Source organism: Ancylobacter novellus DSM 506, assembly GCF_000092925.1.
GTDB classification, from domain to species: domain Bacteria; phylum Pseudomonadota; class Alphaproteobacteria; order Rhizobiales; family Xanthobacteraceae; genus Ancylobacter; species Ancylobacter novellus.
Window position 1 is genome coordinate 3,668,240 of sequence record NC_014217.1, and the last position, 17,226, is coordinate 3,685,465.

A 17,226-nucleotide genomic window follows, 5' to 3' on the forward strand; every position below is an offset into this window, starting at 1 on the left:
TCAAACTCAAGCGGGACCGGACTTTGACGCCCGCCCCCGAAGTCGGCGGTTCCCTAACACGGCTGTTTGAACGCTGCAACACGGGGACGTGAGGGATTGAGGGGGGCAAATGACGTAGCGGCCCCGTAGCACCGTCAAACGCCGGCAAACCAATCACGCCAAGGCTTTGCGCCACCTGCGGCGCTTTGCTGCACCACCGCCGTGACGCAGCGTCAGATCGCGTCCGGCGCGCCCCTGCGCGGGCGTGTCGCGCCGGCTCGGCGCCGCTCTGGCATGCCAGATAACATCAGTCGCGGGTCACCCGCAGCGCCGCCGCCGCGGCGATCGGGCCGAGCACGAGGGAGGCGAGCGACAGGCCGGCAAGGATGCGGAACGGCGTGCCGAAGGGCACGGTGCCGCCGAGCGCGGTGCCGGTCGCCGCCACCGCGAAGATCAGCACGGGGATGGTCAGCGGCATCACCAGCACCGCCACCAGCAGCCCGCCGCGGCGGAAGGCGGCGGCAAACGCCGCGCCGATCAGCCCGAGAAAGGTGATCGCCGGCGTGCCGACGAGCAGCGTCAGCGTCAGTGCGCCGATGGAGGCGGGCTCGAGGTTGAGCAGCAGCGACAGCACCGGCGCGGCGATGACGAGCGGCAGCCCCGTCGCAATCCAGTGGGCGAGGCCCTTGGCGGCGGCGATCAGCTCCAGCGGCAGTTCCAGCATCGACATGACGTCGAGCGAGCCGTCCTCGGCGTCCGCCGCGAAAAGCCGGTCGAGGCCGATCAGCGAAGCGAGCAGCGCGCCGATCCACAATATCGCCGGGCCGATGCGCGCGAGCAAAGCGAGGTCCGGGCCGATGGCGAAGGGCGTCACCACCACGACGGCGAGGAAGAAGACGACGCCGAGCCCGGCGCCGCCGCCGGCGCGGATGGCGAGCCTGAGGTCGCGCTGGAGCAGGGCGAGGAAGGCGCGGCTCATGCGACCACCGAAGCTATGGGGCTCGCCGGGCGCCGGGCGCCGAGGTCGAGCGCATCGGAGGGGCCGAGATCGAGCGGGGCGTGGGTGGCGGCGACGATCATTCCGCCTTTGTCGACGTGCGCACGCGCGAGGGCGGCGAAGCGCGCCTGCGCGGCGACGTCGAGCGCCGTGGTCGGCTCGTCCAGCAGCCAGAGCGGGCGCTCGGCGACGAGAAGCCGGGCGAGCGCGAGCCGCCGCTTCTGCCCGGCCGAGAGCACGGCGACGGGGAGCCCGCCGAGGCCGCCGAGCCCGACCTCCTCCATGGCTTCAGTGACCGTTAGCGCCGGCCGGCCCAGCATGGCGCGCCAGAAGGAAAGGTTCTCCTCGGCCGAGAGCGCCGCCTTGTGGGCGTCGAGATGGCCGAGATAGTGCACCTCCTCGGCGAAATCCTCCGGCTCGGCGGCGCCTTCGAGGCGGATGCGGCCGGCGGCCGGCCCGGAAAGCCCCGCCAGCAGGCGCAGGAGCGAGGACTTGCCGGTGCCGTTCGGGCCGGTGACGACGAGCGCGCGCCCCGATTCCAGGGTGAAGCCGAGCCCCTCGAACAGCAGCCGCGCCCCGCGCCGGCAGGCCAGATCCTCGACGACGAGGCGCATCAGCGCTTCCACCCGTTACCGCAGGCGATGCAGCGCACAAATTTCCGATGCATCGCGTCGTGCCCTCTAGGATCGGAGTTTGAAATGGCTCTATATAGAATTCTGAACGATGCGCCCCGCGCCGCAGACAGGGCAGCGCGAGCTATAGCCCGCCAGCCCTCCCTCCTCCAAGGCCCGGCGCATCCTGCCACACCGTTAGCGGGGATCAGTCAGCCGTGACGTCGCTCGACAGCTTCAAAAGCCGGAAAACTCTCACCGTCGGGACCAAGACCTACGTCTATTACAGCCTGCCGGAGGCCGAAAAGAACGGCCTCGAAGGCGTCTCGGCCCTGCCCTTCTCCATGAAGGTGCTGCTGGAAAACCTGCTCCGCTTCGAGGACGGCCGCTCCGTCTCCAAGAACGACATCATCTCCATCAAGGACTGGCTCCTCAACCGCGGCAAGGCCGAGCGCGAGATCGCCTATCGCCCCGCGCGCGTGCTGATGCAGGACTTCACCGGCGTTCCGGCCGTGGTCGACCTCGCCGCCATGCGCGACGCCATGGTCAATCTCGGCGGCGACCCCAAGCGCATCAACCCGCTGGTGCCGGTCGACCTCGTCATCGACCATTCGGTGATCGTCAACTTCTTCGGCAACAACGCCGCCTTCGGCAAGAATGTCGAGGAAGAGTACAAGCAGAATCAGGAGCGCTACCGCTTCCTGAAATGGGGCCAGTCGGCCTTCGACAATTTCCGCGTCGTGCCGCCCGGCACCGGCATCTGCCACCAGGTGAACCTCGAATATCTGGCGCAGACCGTGTGGACCAAGGACGAGGATGGGGCGACCGTCGCCTATCCCGACACCTGCGTCGGCACCGACAGCCACACCACCATGGTCAACGGCCTCGGCGTGCTCGGCTGGGGCGTGGGCGGCATCGAGGCCGAGGCGGCCATGCTCGGCCAGCCGGTCTCTATGCTCATCCCCGAGGTGATCGGCTTCAAGCTGACCGGCCAGCTCAACGAGGGCATCACCGCCACCGACCTCGTGCTCACCGTCACCCAGATGCTGCGCAAGAAGGGCGTGGTCGGCAAGTTCGTCGAGTTCTTCGGCCCCGGCCTCGACCACCTCTCGCTCGCCGACCGCGCCACCATCGGCAACATGGCCCCGGAATACGGCGCCACCTGCGGCTTCTTCCCGGTCGATTCGGAGACCATCGCCTATCTCGACGAAACCGGCCGCACCGACGAGCGCATCGCCCTCGTCGAGGCCTATTCGAAGGCGCAGGGCATGTGGCGCGAGGCGAGCACCTCCGATCCCGTCTTCACCGACGTGCTCGAGCTCGACATCTCGACCGTGCTGCCCTCGCTCGCCGGCCCGAAGCGCCCGCAGGACCGCGTGCTGCTCTCCGGCACCAAGCAGGGCTTCCTCGCCGCGCTCGAGGGCGAGTTCAAGAAGCCGGGCGAGGCGGCCAAGCGCGTGGCGGTGGAAGGCGCCGACTACACGCTCGGCCATGGCGACGTGACGATTGCCGCCATCACCTCCTGCACCAACACCTCGAATCCGAGCGTGCTGATCGCCGCGGGCCTGCTCGCCCGCAACGCCGTCGCCAAGGGCCTGACCTCCAAGCCCTGGGTGAAGACCTCGCTGGCGCCCGGCAGCCAGGTGGTCGAAGGCTATCTCAACGCCTCCGGCCTCCAGCCCGACCTCGACAAGCTCGGCTTCAACCTGGTCGGCTTCGGCTGCACCACCTGCATCGGCAATTCCGGCCCGCTGCCCGAGGCGATCTCGGAGGCGGTCAACAAGAACGACCTCGTCGCCGGCGCCGTCATCTCCGGCAACCGCAACTTCGAAGGCCGCGTGAACCCGGACGTGAAGGCGAACTACCTCGCCTCCCCGCCGCTGGTCGTCGCCTACGCCATCGCCGGCTCGCTGCAGATCGACCTCACCACCGAGCCGCTCGGCACGGGCTCGGACGGGCAGCCGGTGTTCCTCAAGGACATCTGGCCGTCCAACCAGGAGATCGCGAAGTTCATCCGCGAGAACGTCACCAAGAAGATGTTCCAGGAGAAATACGCGGACGTGTTCAAGGGCGATGAGAACTGGCGCAAGATCGCCATTCCCACCGGCGAGACCTATGCCTGGGACGACCGCTCCACCTATGTGCAGAACCCGCCCTATTTCGAGGGCATGAAGATGGAGCCGGAGCCGGTCACCGACATCATCAAGGCGCGGGTGATGGGCCTGTTCCTCGACTCCATCACCACCGACCACATCTCGCCCGCCGGCTCGATCAAGGAAGCCAGCCCCGCCGGCCACTATCTGCGCGACCATCAGGTCCGCCCGGCCGACTTCAACCAGTACGGCACGCGGCGCGGCAACCACCAGGTGATGATGCGCGGCACCTTCGCCAACATCCGCATCAAGAACCAGATGCTGAGCGGCAAGGAAGGCGGCTTCACCACGCACTGGCCCGATGGCACGGAGATGCCGATCTACGACGCCGCCATGCTCTACAAGCGGGAAGGCGTGCCGACCGTCGTCTTCGCCGGCAAGGAATACGGCACCGGCTCCTCGCGCGACTGGGCGGCCAAGGGCACGGCACTGCTCGGCATCCGCGCCGTCATCGCCCAGAGCTTCGAGCGCATCCACCGCTCGAACCTGGTCGGCATGGGCGTGGTGCCGCTGGTGTTCCAGAACGACGAGTCCTGGCAGTCGCTCGGCATCAAGGGCGACGAGATCGTCACGCTGCGCGGCATCGAGGGCGACCTCAAGCCCCGCCAGACGCTGATCGCCGAGATCGCCTTCGGCGACGGCACGGTGAAGAATGTGCCGCTGACCTGCCGCATCGACACGCTCGACGAGCTTGACTACTTCCGCAACGGCGGCATCCTGCCCTACGTGCTGCGCAACCTCGCGGCGTGATCCTGACCTAGCGCACCCTCATCCTGAGGTGCTCCCCCGGACTTGCTCCGGGGGAGCCTCGAAGGATGGTCGTTGCAGAGCACCCGGACGAACATCCTTCGAGGCCCGACCTTCGGCCGGGCACCTCAGGATGAGGTTGATCGGAGCGGAATTCGGAAAGCCGCGCCGGCCCTCTATCCTCCGTGGCGCGGCGGCGACGCCTCACCGTTGCGTGCGCGGCGACACCCGAATGTGACTGGTCCCGGCGTCCGCGGCGTCCTATTGCCTAGGGCCGGACGCGATCGGGCCATGGCCCTCCGGATCTTGGCTCCGGATCTTGGCCCGTATCGGCGATCCGTCTCAGAGCTGTGCGACGAGACCGCGTGCCGGATCAAGACGATCCGGCCAGCGTGGGCTCAAGCCTCTCTTTTTGTGCTCGCGCCGAGGACGACCCGCTCGACATGTTCGCCCCCACCGCCGTAACCGCCCCGCCCCTGCCCATGCGTGCCGCCCTTCCAGGTGGCGACCGGGTGGCGCGGATCGGGTTGGTGCTGCTGGCTCTGGTGCTGATCCTGCCGGCCGCCGCCCATGCCGAGGATGCCCCGGTCAAGCCGGTCTCCGCCCCCAAGGCGATGGTGGAGCTCTTCACCAGCCAAGGCTGCTCGGCCTGCCCGCCCGCCGACAAGCTGATGGGCGAGCTGGCGGAGCGTCCGGACGTCATCGCCCTCACTTTGGCGGTGGACTACTGGGACTATCTCGGCTGGAAGGACACGCTGGCCAAGCATGGCCATTCGCTGCGCCAGAAGGCCTATGCCCGCATGCGCGGCGACGGCAAGATGTTCACCCCGCAGGCGGTGGTGAACGGCCGCATCATGGCCATCGGCTCGGACCGCTCGACATTGGAGCGCACGCTCTCGACCATCGCCCGGCCCACCGTGCCGGTGGCGGTGAACAAGGACGGCGACAAGCTGAAGATCAGGATCGGCGCCGCGCCGGGCTCGGGATCGGGCGAGGTGTGGCTGTGCCCGGTGGCGAGCCAGATGAAGGTCGACATCGGCCGCGGCGAGAACGAGGGCACCAGCATGACCTACCACAATGTGGTACGCGGCTGGACCAAGCTCGGCGACTGGAACGGCGGCGAGGCGAGCTTCGAGGCGACCGTGCGCCGTCTGCCGGGCGACGCCACCGATGCGGTGGCGGTGTTCGTGCAGTCGGGCTCCTCGACCGAGCCCGGCGCCATCCTCGGCGCCACGCTGCAACCCCTGCACTGACCGGCTGCGCCGCGCGCGGCAAAGGATGCGACCGGTAAAGCCGGCCCCGACGCTTGCGGCAAAGAAAAAGGGCCGGCAGAGCCGGCCCTAAGAGCAATTCGGGGATTGAACCTAGAACTAGCGTCAGGCCGGCCCACGAGCGCCGCGGGGGGCTGGGGGGCTGGGAAACCGATGCGCCACGCGAACCGGCCCAACGCTATGGTTAAGAGATTGGAAGCCCCGATGGGCGCCGCAACGGCTGAATTCGGGCAGCTCTGTGATTTCTCTTGACGAGGCCGTGAACAACGCAGGGTAAAGCGCATGAAAGCGGCTTGAAGGTGCCCGCACAGCGGTGGATCATAACAGGCGAATGACTAAGTGAGTCCGGGTGACCGGCCATTGCCGGGACACAGAGCCCCGAGTGGCCAAGCCGGAGGAGCCGCGTGGCGGAAATCGACCCCATACAATTGCCGGTCGCAGGTCGTGCCGACCTCGTCACCTTCGACCGGCGCGAGCTCGACCGGATCCTCGATCTCTACGGGCGCATGGTGGCGCTGGGCGAGTGGCGCGACTACGCCATCGACTTCACCAGGGACCGCGCCATCTTCTCCATCTTCCGGCGCTCGACCGAGGTGCCGATCTACCGCATCGAGAAGGACCCGCGCCTCGCCCGCCGGCAGGGCGCCTACACGGTGGTGTCGCAGACCGGCCTCATCCTCAAGCGCGGCCATGAGCTTTCCCGCGTCATCGCGGTGCTGGAAAAGCCGCTGCGTGCGGTAAACTGAGCACGGCTGACCTTTTCGACCGGAGACCAGAATGCGCAACCTGACCGTTGCCGCCACCCAGATGCACTGTGACTGGGATGTTGAGGGCAACATCGCCCGCGCCGAGGGATTGGTGCGCGAGGCCGCCGGGCGCGGCGCCAAGCTCATCCTGCTGCAGGAGCTGTTCGAGACCCCCTATTTCTGCCAGGACCAGCTCTACGAATTCCTCGAGCTCGCCTCGCCCTTCGAGGGCAACAAGCTCGTCGCGCATTTCGCCGCGCTGGCGAAGGAGCTCGGCGTGGTGCTGCCCGTGAGCTTCTTCGAGCGCGCCGGCAACGCCGCCTTCAACAGCCTCGCCATGGTCGACGCCGACGGCTCCATCCTCGGCCTCTACCGCAAGAGCCACATCCCCGACGGGCCGGGCTACACCGAGAAGTTCTACTTCTCGCCCGGCGATACCGGCTTCCGGGTGTGGGACACGGCGGTCGGGCGTATCGGGGTGGGCATCTGCTGGGACCAGTGGTTCCCGGAATGCGCGCGCGCCATGGCGCTGCTCGGCGCCGAGGTGCTGCTCTATCCCACCGCCATCGGCTCCGAGCCGCATGATGCGAGCCTCGATTCCTCCGGCCACTGGCAGCGCGTGATGCAAGGCCATGCGGGGGCCAACCTCATGCCGCTGATCGCGTCCAACCGCATCGGCACGGAGGCGGGGCGCAACGGCACCTCCCTCACCTTCTACGGCTCGTCCTTCATCGCCGACCCGACCGGCGCCAAGGTCGCCGAGGCGGGCCGCAGCGGGCAGGAGGTGCTGACCGCCACCTTCGACCTCGACGCCATCGCCCATCAGCGCCATAGCTGGGGCGTGTTCCGCGACCGCCGGCCGGAACTCTACGGCCCGCTGCTCTCGCTCGACGGGCGCGCGCTGACGCGGAAGGCCGGCTGGGCATCATGAGCGAGACCCTGACGAGCCTGCCCGCCGCCGACGGCTTCCGCATGCCGGCGGAATGGGAGCCGCATGCCGGCACCTGGATGATCTGGCCGGAGCGGCCGGACAATTGGCGCGAGGGCGCCGCCCCGGCGCAGGCCGCCTTCGCCGAGGTGGCGGCGGCGATCGCCCGCTTCGAGCCGCTGACCATGCTGGTCTCCGCCCGGCAATGGCGCAATGCGCGCGACATGCTGCCAGCTTCGGTGCGGCTGATCGAGACGACGAGCGACGATTCCTGGTGCCGCGACAGCGGCGCCACCTTCCTCGTCGACGCCGCCGGCCGGCTGCGCGGCGTCGACTGGCAGTTCAACGCCTGGGGCGGGCTCTACGCGCCCCACGACCAGGACGAGATGATCGCCGCCAAGATGCTGGAGGCCGAGCGCGCCCCGCGCTACGCCGCGCCGCTGGTGCTGGAAGGCGGCTCGATCCATGTCGATGGCGAAGGCACGGTGCTGACCACCGAGGAATGCCTGCTCAACCCCAACCGCAACCCCGATTTTTCGCGCGAGGACATCGAGCAGTACCTGAAGGACTATCTCGGCGTCTCCAAGGTGCTGTGGCTCGGCGCCGGCCTCGTCGACGACGAGACCTCCGGCCATATCGACAACCTCGCCTGCTTCGTGCGGCCGGGCGTCGTCGCGCTGACCTGGTGCGAGGACCCGCTCGACCCGCAATACGCCATCTCGCGCGACGCCCATGAGCGGCTCTCGGCGATGACGGACGCGCGCGGCCGTTCGCTGGAAATCGTCAAGCTGCCGCTGCCGGGCCCGCTCTATCGCGCGCCGGAGGAAGCCATCGACATCGGCCCCGCCGCCGGCTCCATGTCGCGCGGCATCGGCGAGCGGCTCGGGGCGTCCTACGCCAATTTCTACATCGGCAACGGCTTCATCCTGATGCCGCTGCTCGATCCGGCGCATGACGAGGAGGCGCGTGGCATCCTCGCGACGCTGTTCCCCGATCGGCAGGTGGTCGGCGTGCCGACGCGCGAGATCGTCCTCGGTGGCGGCAACATCCACTGCATCACCCAGCAGCAGCCGGTGGGGCGGGCGGGGTAGGCCCCCCGGCACTTCCTGTTTCCGCCTCGATCAACGTCATCCTGAGGTGCCCGGCCAACGGCCGGGCCTCGAAGGATGCTCGCTGAGGCACGCTCCAACGACCATCCTTCGAGGCTGGCCTTCGGCCAGCACCTCAGGATGACGATGTGTTGTGGGGTTAGGTCCTCAGCCCTTCACCACCCCAAAGCGGATCAGGCTCTCGGCGGTGGCGAGGAGGGCCTCTTCGGGCGGGCGCGGCGCCCAGCCGAGCAGGCGCTTCGCCTTCTCGTTGCTGGCGCTGCGGACGATGCCGAGGCGCGGCACCGCGGCGCGCGCCATGGGCAGCGCCAGCGCGACGAGGCGCACGAGGAAATCGGGCATCTCGAAGCGCGGCACCCGCCGCGCCGCCGCGCCGAGGCCGGCCCGCAGCATCTGCGCCATCTCGTGCAGCGACAGCGCGTCGCCGGCGGTGGCGAGGAAGCGCTCGCCCGCAGCAGCCGGCTCGGTCATCGCCCGCAGATGCAGCTCGGCGACGTCGCGCACGTCGACCAGGCCGAAATAGACCCGCGGCGTCGCCGGCAGCGTCCCGGCCAGCAGGGTGCGGACGAGGTCCAGCGAGGCGGAGAGGTCGGTGCCGAGCGCCGGCCCCATCACCCCGACCGGATTGACGGCGGCGAGCTCCATGCCGCCGCCCTCGCGGCCGACGAAGTCCCAGGCCGCGCGCTCGGCCAGCGTCTTGGAGCGCACATAGGCATCCACCCCCGGCCCGTCCGGGTTGCTCCAGTCGGTCTCGTCATAGCGCGGCTTGCCCGGCACATGGCCATAGCCGACCGCGGCGAAGGAAGAGGTGACGACGACGCGCTTCACGCCCGCCTCGCGCGCGGCGCGCAGCACGCGCAGCGTGCCGTCGCGGGCCGGGCCGACGAGTTCGGCGTCGGTGCCGGCCATCGCCGCCGGCAAGGGCGAGGCGACATGCATCACATAGTCCACCCCCGCCGCCGCCTCGGCCCAGCCGGCATCGGCGGTGAGGTCGGCGGCGTGGAACTCCACCTTCGCCTCCGCCGCGCCGCCGGTCATGAGCATGGCCCGCACCTCCTCAGCGCGGGAGAGCTTGCGTAGCGTGGCGCGGACCTCGTGCCCTTCCTCGAGAAGCCGCAGCATGACATGGGCGGCGATGAAGCCGGAGCCGCCGGTAACCAGAACCTTCGCCAAGACCGATTCCCTTCCTGTCCGAGCCCCGCCCCCATATGGGCACGGTTTTGGCCCCCGCCACGCGCCGCAGCGTCATCGGTAACCTCGACGGGTGGACGGCCGGTGAAACGATTTCTATTCTCGCTTCAAGACCTTGCAGAGGTCCGCAAAAGGGAAGGGGAGAATGGCGCTCATCAATTATCTCACCAGCGTGCAGTTCGATTTCGGCGCGCTCACCCTGCTGCCGGCGGAGCTGAAGAGGCTCGGCATTTCTCGGCCCTTCCTCGTCACCGACAAGGGCGTGCGCGCCGCCGGCCTGCTGGACCGCGTCACCGGCGTGCTCGGCGATGAGCTGGCGCCCGCCATCCATGACGACACCCCGGCCAACCCGACCGAGGACGCCGCGCTCAAGGCCGCCGAGGCGTTCAAGGCGGCCGGCTGCGACGGCCTCGTCGCGCTGGGCGGCGGCTCGGCCATCGATCTGGCCAAGGCGGTGGCGCTGATCGCCACCCATCCCGGCCCGCTCCAGCAATATGCCGCCGTCGAAGGCGGGGTGAGCCGCATCGGCCCGGTCGCGCCGCTGATCGCCATCCCCACCACGGCGGGCACGGGCAGCGAGGTCGGCCGCGCCGCGGTGATCATCATGCAGTCCGGCCGCAAGCTCGGCCTGCTCAGCCCGCATCTGCTGCCCGAGCTCGCCATTTGCGACCCCGAGCTGACGCTCGGCCTGCCACCCATGCTCACGGCCGCCACCGGCATGGACGCGATCTCGCATTGCGTCGAGACCTTCCTCGCCCCGGCGGTCAACCCGCCGGCGGAAGCCATCGCGCTGGACGGCCTTTCCCGCGCCATCTCCCATATCGAGCGCGCGACCAAGGACGGCTCCGACCGCGACGCGCGCTGGAACATGATGATGGCGGCGATGGAAGGTGCCATGGCGTTCCAGAAGGGCCTCGGCGCGGTGCATGCGCTCTCCCATCCGCTCGGCGCGCTACCGCAGCGCCCGCATCACGGCACGCTCAACGCGATCCTCCTGCCCGCCGTGCTGCGCTTCAACCGGCCTTCGGTCGGGGCCAAATGGGCCCGGCTCAACGCCGTGCTGGGCCTGCCCGAGGACGGCGACGCCGCCGGCTTCTTCGCCGCGCTGAACAGCCGGCTCGGCCTGCCCACCGGCTTCACTGCCATGGGGATAAGCCGCGAGGACCTGGCGCCGATCCCGGCACAGGCGCTCAAGGACCATTGCCACGCCACCAATCCGCGCCTCGCCAGCGAGGACGACTATCGCGGCATGCTTGAGGAATCGCTCTAGCCGCGCGGCCCGGTCAGCGCGCCACCTGCCGGTCGTCGCCCGACGCCATCGCCTTCTTGATCTGGCTGACGATCGCCGGGGCGAGGAGCTGCGCGCCGGCATCCGAGAGGTGGTTCCCGTCGGCATAGAGCGCGACGTCCTGGTCGGCGTTGCGGCAGCGCCCGCTCGCCGCGTCGCAGAGCACGCCGTCGGGGTGCACCCGGAAGACATTGGGGCGATCGACGGCGTCGAGGGCGGCGACGACGTCGGCATTGCGCGTGCGGTAGACGTCATAGGAGGTGGTGAGCGCGAAATCACCGCCCTCGCCGGCCATCGCCATCCGCGCCGCGCGCCGGGGCACGTTCCAGCCGGCTTCGGGAATGGGATAGACCAGCACCACGTCGATCTCGTCCGCGACCGCCTCGACCTTCGACTTCAGCGCGCCGACGATCCGCGCCTTCCGGTCCGGGTCGGTCCAGGCGTTGCGGCCCGTCGTGCCGATCAGCTCGGTGGGAAGGGTGAGGCGGGTCTCGACGCCGCCTTCGCGATTGTCGAAGCCGCGCCCCTCCGTATAGGCGGCGAAGCGCGAGGTGATGACCACCACCTTGGTGCCGTGCGCCTTGGCGAATTTCATCATGTCGCGATTGTACTTATCGCATTCCTCCGGGCGCGGCAGGCCGACGCGGTAGAAGCCGGGCAGCCCGATGCAGGCGGCATAGGAGGTGGCGTAGGAGGAGATCCCCTCTTTCTTCAGCGCCTCCTGCACCGCCGGCGAGATTCCCGCCGAATGGCTGTCGCCGATGAAGACGACATCTGCCTTGCCGTCGACCATGTAGCCGCTGCAAGCGGCGACCGGCTGCGCCTGCAATGGGCGCGCGGCGTTGAAGCGGCAGGGCTCGACGGCGGCGGTGGCCTCGACGTCGTCCTCATAGGCGAGCAGCGCCACCGCCTTGTCGGGCAGCCGGAACGGCGCGCCGTCATTGAGATAGCCAAACATGCCGAAGCCGACGAGCAGCACGGCGGCACCGAATGCGGAGCCGAACACAGCGCGCCGGCCGATCCGCCTGGTGCCGCCGGCACGGAAGGGGCGCTCGACGAAGCGCCAGCTCAAATAGGCGAGGCCGATGGAGAGGACGGAGAGCGCCAGCATCAGCCCCGGCCCGGGCGCATCGAGGCTGCGGATGCGGGCGAAGGCGAAGAGCGGCTGGTGCCAGAGATAGGCGCTGTAGCTGATCAGCCCGATGCCGACCAGCGGCGGCAGCGCCAGCACCCGCCCGGTGAGCGTGGCCGGGCCGGCGAAGAGGATGATCAGCGCGGTGCCGCCGACCGGCGCCAGCGCGTAGAGCGAGGGGAAGGGCGTCGCCTCGCTATAGGCGAAGACCGAGAACAGGATCAGCCCGAGCCCGGCGAGCGAGAGCAGCGTGTGCGGACGCGGCGGCCCGCCGCGCATCACCAGCGCGCAGATCGCCCCGGCGCCGAGCTCCCAGGCGCGGGTGTGGATGAGGTAGAAATTCGCCTCCGGATGGTGGCGCGCGCCCTGCTCGGCGAGCCACAGGCTCAGAAGCGACAGCACGATGACGAAGCCGAGCACGCGCTGCCGGCCGAACCGCCAGAGGAGGAGCAGCAGCAGCGGGAAGACGATGTAGAACTGCTCCTCGACCGCGAGGCTCCAGGTGTGGAGCAGCGGCTGCTCATCGGCGACGGGGCCGAAATAGCCGACCTCCGACCAGAACAGGATGTTGGAGACGAACAGCACCACCGCCACGACGGAGGCCGCGAACTCCTCGAACTGCGCGGGGAACATCCACATCCAGGCGAAGGGGATGCAGCACGCCATGACCAGGAACAGCGCGGGCAGGATGCGCCGCGCCCGCCGCTCGTAGAAGCGCAGCAGCGAGAACTTCCCCTCCTCCATCTCGGCGGCGATGAGGGTGGTGATCAGGTAGCCGCTGATGACGAAGAAGACGTCGACGCCGACGAAGCCGCCCGAGAACGGCGCGATGCCCGCATGGAACAGGATGACGGGGAGAACCGCGACGGCCCGCAGGCCGTCGATCTCGGGTCTATACTGCATGGGCAAGGCGATCCGGCGAAAGCTGCGCCGACCTTATTGGGACGGCGCGGCAGCGCCAAGCCTTTCGCGCGGCGCTAGCCGACCATGGCCGGCGCCGGGACGCCGAGCATCTTGATGGCGGCGCAGGCGGCGCCGAAGCCGTTGTCGATGTTCACCGCCACCACGCCCGGCGCGCAGCTCGCCAGCGCCGAGTGCAGCGCCGCCGACCCACCTTCCGCTACGCCATAGCCGACCGAGCTCGGCACGGCGATCACCGGCGCCGCCACCAGCCCGCCGATGACGGAGAACAGCGCCCCCTCCATGCCGGCGACCGCGATGACCACGCGATGGGCGCGGATGTCCTCGATGCGCGCCATCAGCCGCCACAGCCCGGCGACGCCGACATCGGCGACGAGCAGCGCCTCATGGCCGCAAAAGGCGAGCGTGCGCGCCGCCTCATGGGCGACGGCAAGGTCGGACGTGCCCGCGGCGACCACCGCGACGCTTCCGGCGACGAGCGGCACCGCCCCGCCGAGCACGGCGGTGCGCGAGGCCGGGTCGTAGTCGAGCCCGTCCCGCGCCGCCTCGTCCAGCGCGGCGAAGGCGGCCTCGTCGAGCCGCGTCAACAGCAGCCGCGCGCCGCGAGCGCGCGCCTCGGCAAGAATGGCGGCGAGCTGCGTCGGCGTCTTGCGGCTGCACAGGATGGCTTCCGGCACGCCGGTGCGCCCCGCGCGCTGCCAGTCGATCTGGAATTCCATTGGCCTAGGTCCTGACGAACATGGCGCCGCGGCGATAGGCGCGGGTGCCGGCATAGACGCGGCCGGCTTCAGTGCAGAGCCGGGCGGCGATGGCCTCCACGGCCGCACTGAACGCCATCTCGGCTTCGCCGAGCTCGACCACCACGCCCTCATGGGTGATGCGGCAGCGCAGTGTGCCGCCGGGCGCCAGCGCGGCGAGCCTCGTCTCCACCTTCTCGACGAAGGCGAGGTCGCCGGCGTCGATGGCGATGCCGGTCTCGACCCGGCTGGCGAGGCAGGGCTGCGCCGGCATCTCGGCGATGTCGGTGAGGCCGAGGCTGCGGGCAAGCGCGCGCACGTCGCGCTTGGTCATGCCGGCCTCCACCATCGGGTGGACGACCTTGCGCTCGGCGGCGGCGATGAGGCCGGGGCGGTAGTCGCCGAGATCGTCGAGATTGGCGCCGGAGGCGATGGGCCGCTCGGTCAGGCCGGCGATGCGGTCATAGAGATTGGTCTTGCAGAAATAGCAGCGGTTGGCCGGATTATCGCGGTAGCGCGGATCGTCGAACTCGCCGGTGCCGGTGACGAGCAGGTCCCAGCCCTCGACGGCCGCCAGCCGCCGCACCCGCGCCGTCGCCTCCGCCGGCACGGCGGGCGAGACGGCATGGATCACCGTGACCGGCATGCCGCGGCGATGGGCGAAAGTGGCGAGCGTCATCGAATCGACACCGCCGCTCACCGCCACGGCGAGCGCCGGGAAGCGATCCAGCACGTTCCCCAGTGCCTTTGCCAGCGCGTCGCCCGGCCGGTCTATGGCCGGCACCCGCTCCATTTGGGCTGCGTCACTCATCGCCCTGCTCCGCCCGGCGTTTGGCGGCGCGCCGCTCGGCCAGCGTCGCGCCGGTAAGCGCGTCGCTCTCGGCTTTCGACGTGGCGCCGCCGGGCCGCTGAACGCACTTGATCGCCACGCCGTCGACATCGTCGGCCGCCCGCGCGAGCGTCAGCCGCCGCGCCTCGGTGAGCCGCAGGCCGATGGTCGAGGTCTGGGCGAAGCAGGCGCGGGCCACGGCGTCGGTCGCTTCCGGCTTCGCCAGCAGGCGCAGCGACACGACCGGCCGGCCCTTCTTGCCGAAGCGATGGGCAAGGCTGACGTCGAGCACGCCTTCCTGCGCACGCAGGAACTCGCAGGCCGTGCCGATCTCCTCGCCGGTCATGTCGTCGATCTCGAACTCGATCACCGCCACGCGGTCCGTCTCGATGCCGTCCTCTTCGAACGCCAGCACGCGCAGCACGTTGGGCATGCCCGGCAGGCGGCGGGTGCCGGCGCCCGTGCCCGAGGCCACCAACCGCCCGGAAACCGGCCGGCCGGGCTTCGCCAGATGGCGGATGATGGCGGCCCCGGTGGGGGTGACGCGCTCGCCGGCGACGCCGTCGTCGCGCCAGTCATAGGTTTCGAGGATGGCGGCGGTGGCCGGCGCGGGAACCGGCAGCAGCCCGTGCTGGGTCTTCACCATGCCGCCGCCGAGTGGGAGCGGCGCCACCGTCCATTGCGCGCCGTCGAGAGCGGCGGCGAGGCTACCGGCGGCGACCACGTCGAGCAGCGAATCCCAGTCGGCGATCTCGTGGAAATTCACCTCCTCCACCGGCAGGCGATGGATGGCCGCCTCGGCGCGGGCAATGATGCCGAGGATCGCGCTCGCCTGCCGCGCCGTGCCGGGATGCAGGCTCGCCCGCTCGATGCGCGCGAGCATGTCGAGATAGGTGCCGGCGCCGTGGCCGTGATCGTGCTGGCCGTGGTCATGCGCGTGATGCGCATGCGCCTCGGCATGAGCATGCGCATGGCCGTGATCATGGGAATGAGCGTGGGCCTCGGCATGAGCATGGGCGTGGCCATGCTCATGCGCGTGCCCATGCCCCGTCGCCAGCCCGAAGCGCAGGGCGCGCACCGCGCCGCTCTCGCCCTCGGTGAGGAAAGGCTCGCCCGCGCCTTCCGGCAGCACGGCGCGACAGTCCTCAAGCACGCGGTCGCGCAAATCGGGGAAGGCATCGACCAGCGCCGCCACGAACATGTCGCCCGCGACGCCGCCGACCGGGTCGAGATGAATCCGCCTCGCGCCGCCGGATGTCACGCCGCCGCCTGCCGTTCCCGATAGACGGGAATCACATAGGGTCCCTCGGGGATGATCGCGAGCGCGTCGTCGCCATAGCGTGCGAGGGATGCTGCGATGGCGGCGTCGAGGTCGGGCACGATCTCCACCGCGGTGATGCGGCGCTCCTCGGCGGTGAGCCCGGTGGTGAAGAGCTGGATGCGCCCGACCCGCATGGGCTTGAGCTGCATCTCGGTCTGCCACTCGTCGACATCGGCCAGCGTCTTGGCGGTGAGCGTGGCGAGGAAGCGCTCCGGGCCGAGCTCGACGAGGCGGGCCTGCGCCTCCCGGAACTCGTGGCTGCCGAAGCCTTCCGAGCATTCCGAGGCAATGATCAGCGTGCCGCCAGGCTCGAGGATGTCGATCGGCGTCACCATGCCCTTGACCGTCTGGTAGTAGGTCTTGTCGAGCGGGTAGCCGGCGGAGGAGGTCACCACCGTGTGGAAGCGGCGCGGCACCTCGATGATGGTCGAGGCCTCGACATACTCCACCGCGGCGAGGTGGCTGGCGATGATCTCGCCGAAGGAGACGAAGACGAGGTTGCGCGCCTCGTCCAGCACCGTGTTCAGGGCGTAGATCTCGCCGACCTTGCGCACGATCTCCAGTTGCTCCTCGTGCAGCGGATTGCCGACGAGGTTGCACTGGACCGCGAGCGGGTCCTCCATGAAGCGGGCGGAATGGAAGGTGCGGATGGTCTGGTGGCCGGCGACGCCCGGGGCCACCACCTTGCGCCCGCCCGACCAGCCGGCCATGAAATGCGGCTCGACGAGGCCGGTGGCGATGCGCAGATCGGTCTCGACGAAGCGGCGGTCGATGAAGACCGGCGTGCCGCGGGTGGCCGTCGGGCCGAGGTCCACATGGTCATGCTCGTCGCGGGCGAAGTGGTTGACCACCTTCACCTTGTCCAGCACCCACGGATCGCCGACCAGCTCGGCCAGCTCCTCGCCCTCGTTGGGACGGTGCAGGCCGGTGGCGACCAGCACGGTGATTTCCTCGGCCGGGATGCCGCCTTCGATCATGGCCTCGATCATCGGCCGCAGGAACAGCCGGTTCGGCACCGGGCGGGTGATGTCGCAGATGAGGATGCAGGCGCTCTTGCGGCCCTTGGCCAGTTCGGCGAGCGGGGCGGAATTGACCGGGTTGGCGAAGGCGTTGCGGATGGCGGCGACGCCGTCCGGCAGCGCCGGCAATTCGGCCTTGCGCAGCACGGTCGGCCTCGCCTTCGGCGGCAGGTTGAGCGGCAGCGCGCCGCGTCCGAAAGCCAGTTCCAGAGCCGTTCCCTGCATGATCGCTCCTTAAGCAAGCTGT

14 protein-coding genes are annotated in these 17,226 nt (G+C 69.7%); 6 read left to right on the forward strand and 8 right to left on the reverse strand.

Annotated features, from left to right (window positions below; translation table 11 throughout):
- Nucleotides 1-286: 286 nt before the first annotated feature.
- Both ccmB and ccmA read right to left on the reverse strand, forming a co-directional pair.
- Entirely contained in the window at nucleotides 287-958 is a 672-nt protein-coding gene (gene ccmB / locus SNOV_RS17310; RefSeq protein ID WP_013168262.1) for a heme exporter protein CcmB, read from the reverse strand.
- Nucleotides 955-1,590, reverse strand: a complete 636-nt coding sequence (ccmA, locus tag SNOV_RS17315; protein ID WP_013168263.1) for a heme ABC exporter ATP-binding protein CcmA — start codon at nucleotides 1,588-1,590, stop codon at nucleotides 955-957. Before ccmA ends, ccmB begins: the two co-directional genes overlap by 4 nt.
- A 215-nt stretch (nucleotides 1,591-1,805) precedes the next feature.
- Between ccmA and acnA the strand changes: the two genes are divergently transcribed.
- The 5 genes from acnA (at nucleotide 1,806) to aguA (ending at nucleotide 8,523) form a co-directional block, all read left to right on the forward strand.
- Nucleotides 1,806-4,490 carry an aconitate hydratase AcnA gene (gene acnA, locus SNOV_RS17320; protein ID WP_013168264.1) on the forward strand — a complete coding sequence of 895 codons (2,685 nt, stop codon included), beginning with the start codon at nucleotides 1,806-1,808 and terminating at the stop codon, nucleotides 4,488-4,490.
- Between the two features lie 440 nt (nucleotides 4,491-4,930).
- Nucleotides 4,931-5,740 (forward strand): DUF1223 domain-containing protein, encoded by an 810-nt coding sequence (locus SNOV_RS17325; RefSeq protein WP_013168265.1) that lies wholly within the window; start codon nucleotides 4,931-4,933, stop codon nucleotides 5,738-5,740.
- Between the two features lie 422 nt (nucleotides 5,741-6,162).
- Complete coding sequence (locus SNOV_RS17330; protein ID WP_013168266.1) at nucleotides 6,163-6,504, forward strand: DUF2794 domain-containing protein; 342 nt, start codon at nucleotides 6,163-6,165, stop codon at nucleotides 6,502-6,504.
- 31 nt (nucleotides 6,505-6,535) lie between these two features.
- Nucleotides 6,536-7,435 (forward strand): N-carbamoylputrescine amidase, encoded by a 900-nt coding sequence (gene aguB, locus SNOV_RS17335; protein WP_013168267.1) that lies wholly within the window; start codon nucleotides 6,536-6,538, stop codon nucleotides 7,433-7,435.
- Complete coding sequence (gene aguA, locus SNOV_RS17340) at nucleotides 7,432-8,523, forward strand: agmatine deiminase (protein ID WP_013168268.1); 1,092 nt, start codon at nucleotides 7,432-7,434, stop codon at nucleotides 8,521-8,523. Before aguB ends, aguA begins: the two co-directional genes overlap by 4 nt.
- A gap of 165 nt (nucleotides 8,524-8,688) precedes the next feature.
- On the opposite strand, the gene SNOV_RS17345 is transcribed toward aguA, so the two are convergent.
- Nucleotides 8,689-9,714: an SDR family oxidoreductase gene (locus SNOV_RS17345; protein ID WP_013168269.1), complete on the reverse strand. Its 1,026-nt coding sequence runs from the start codon at nucleotides 9,712-9,714 to the stop codon at nucleotides 8,689-8,691.
- Nucleotides 9,715-9,877: 163 nt separating this feature from the next.
- Here SNOV_RS17345 and SNOV_RS17350 point away from each other — a divergent pair, with 163 nt between their 5' ends.
- Nucleotides 9,878-11,002, forward strand: a complete 1,125-nt coding sequence (locus tag SNOV_RS17350) for an iron-containing alcohol dehydrogenase (protein WP_013168270.1) — start codon at nucleotides 9,878-9,880, stop codon at nucleotides 11,000-11,002.
- 13 nt (nucleotides 11,003-11,015) lie between these two features.
- Here SNOV_RS17350 and SNOV_RS23160 read toward each other — a convergent pair whose 3' ends face one another.
- The 5 genes from SNOV_RS23160 to SNOV_RS17375 form a co-directional block, all read right to left on the reverse strand.
- Complete coding sequence (locus tag SNOV_RS23160; RefSeq protein ID WP_013168271.1) at nucleotides 11,016-13,055, reverse strand: acyltransferase family protein; 2,040 nt, start codon at nucleotides 13,053-13,055, stop codon at nucleotides 11,016-11,018.
- Between the two features lie 74 nt (nucleotides 13,056-13,129).
- A complete protein-coding gene (gene larB, locus SNOV_RS17360) occupies nucleotides 13,130-13,792 on the reverse strand; it encodes a nickel pincer cofactor biosynthesis protein LarB (RefSeq protein WP_013168272.1) in 663 nt (220 codons plus the stop codon).
- 4 nt (nucleotides 13,793-13,796) lie between these two features.
- Nucleotides 13,797-14,621, reverse strand: a complete 825-nt coding sequence (gene larE, locus SNOV_RS17365; RefSeq protein ID WP_013168273.1) for an ATP-dependent sacrificial sulfur transferase LarE — start codon at nucleotides 14,619-14,621, stop codon at nucleotides 13,797-13,799.
- Nucleotides 14,614-15,900: a nickel pincer cofactor biosynthesis protein LarC gene (gene larC / locus SNOV_RS17370; protein ID WP_013168274.1), complete on the reverse strand. Its 1,287-nt coding sequence runs from the start codon at nucleotides 15,898-15,900 to the stop codon at nucleotides 14,614-14,616. Before larC ends, larE begins: the two co-directional genes overlap by 8 nt.
- The gene (locus SNOV_RS17375; RefSeq protein WP_013168275.1) at nucleotides 15,897-17,204 is read right to left on the reverse strand and encodes a nickel-dependent lactate racemase family protein; all 1,308 of its coding nucleotides are present in this window, start codon (nucleotides 17,202-17,204) and stop codon (nucleotides 15,897-15,899) included. Before SNOV_RS17375 ends, larC begins: the two co-directional genes overlap by 4 nt.
- Nucleotides 17,205-17,226 lie beyond the last annotated feature (22 nt).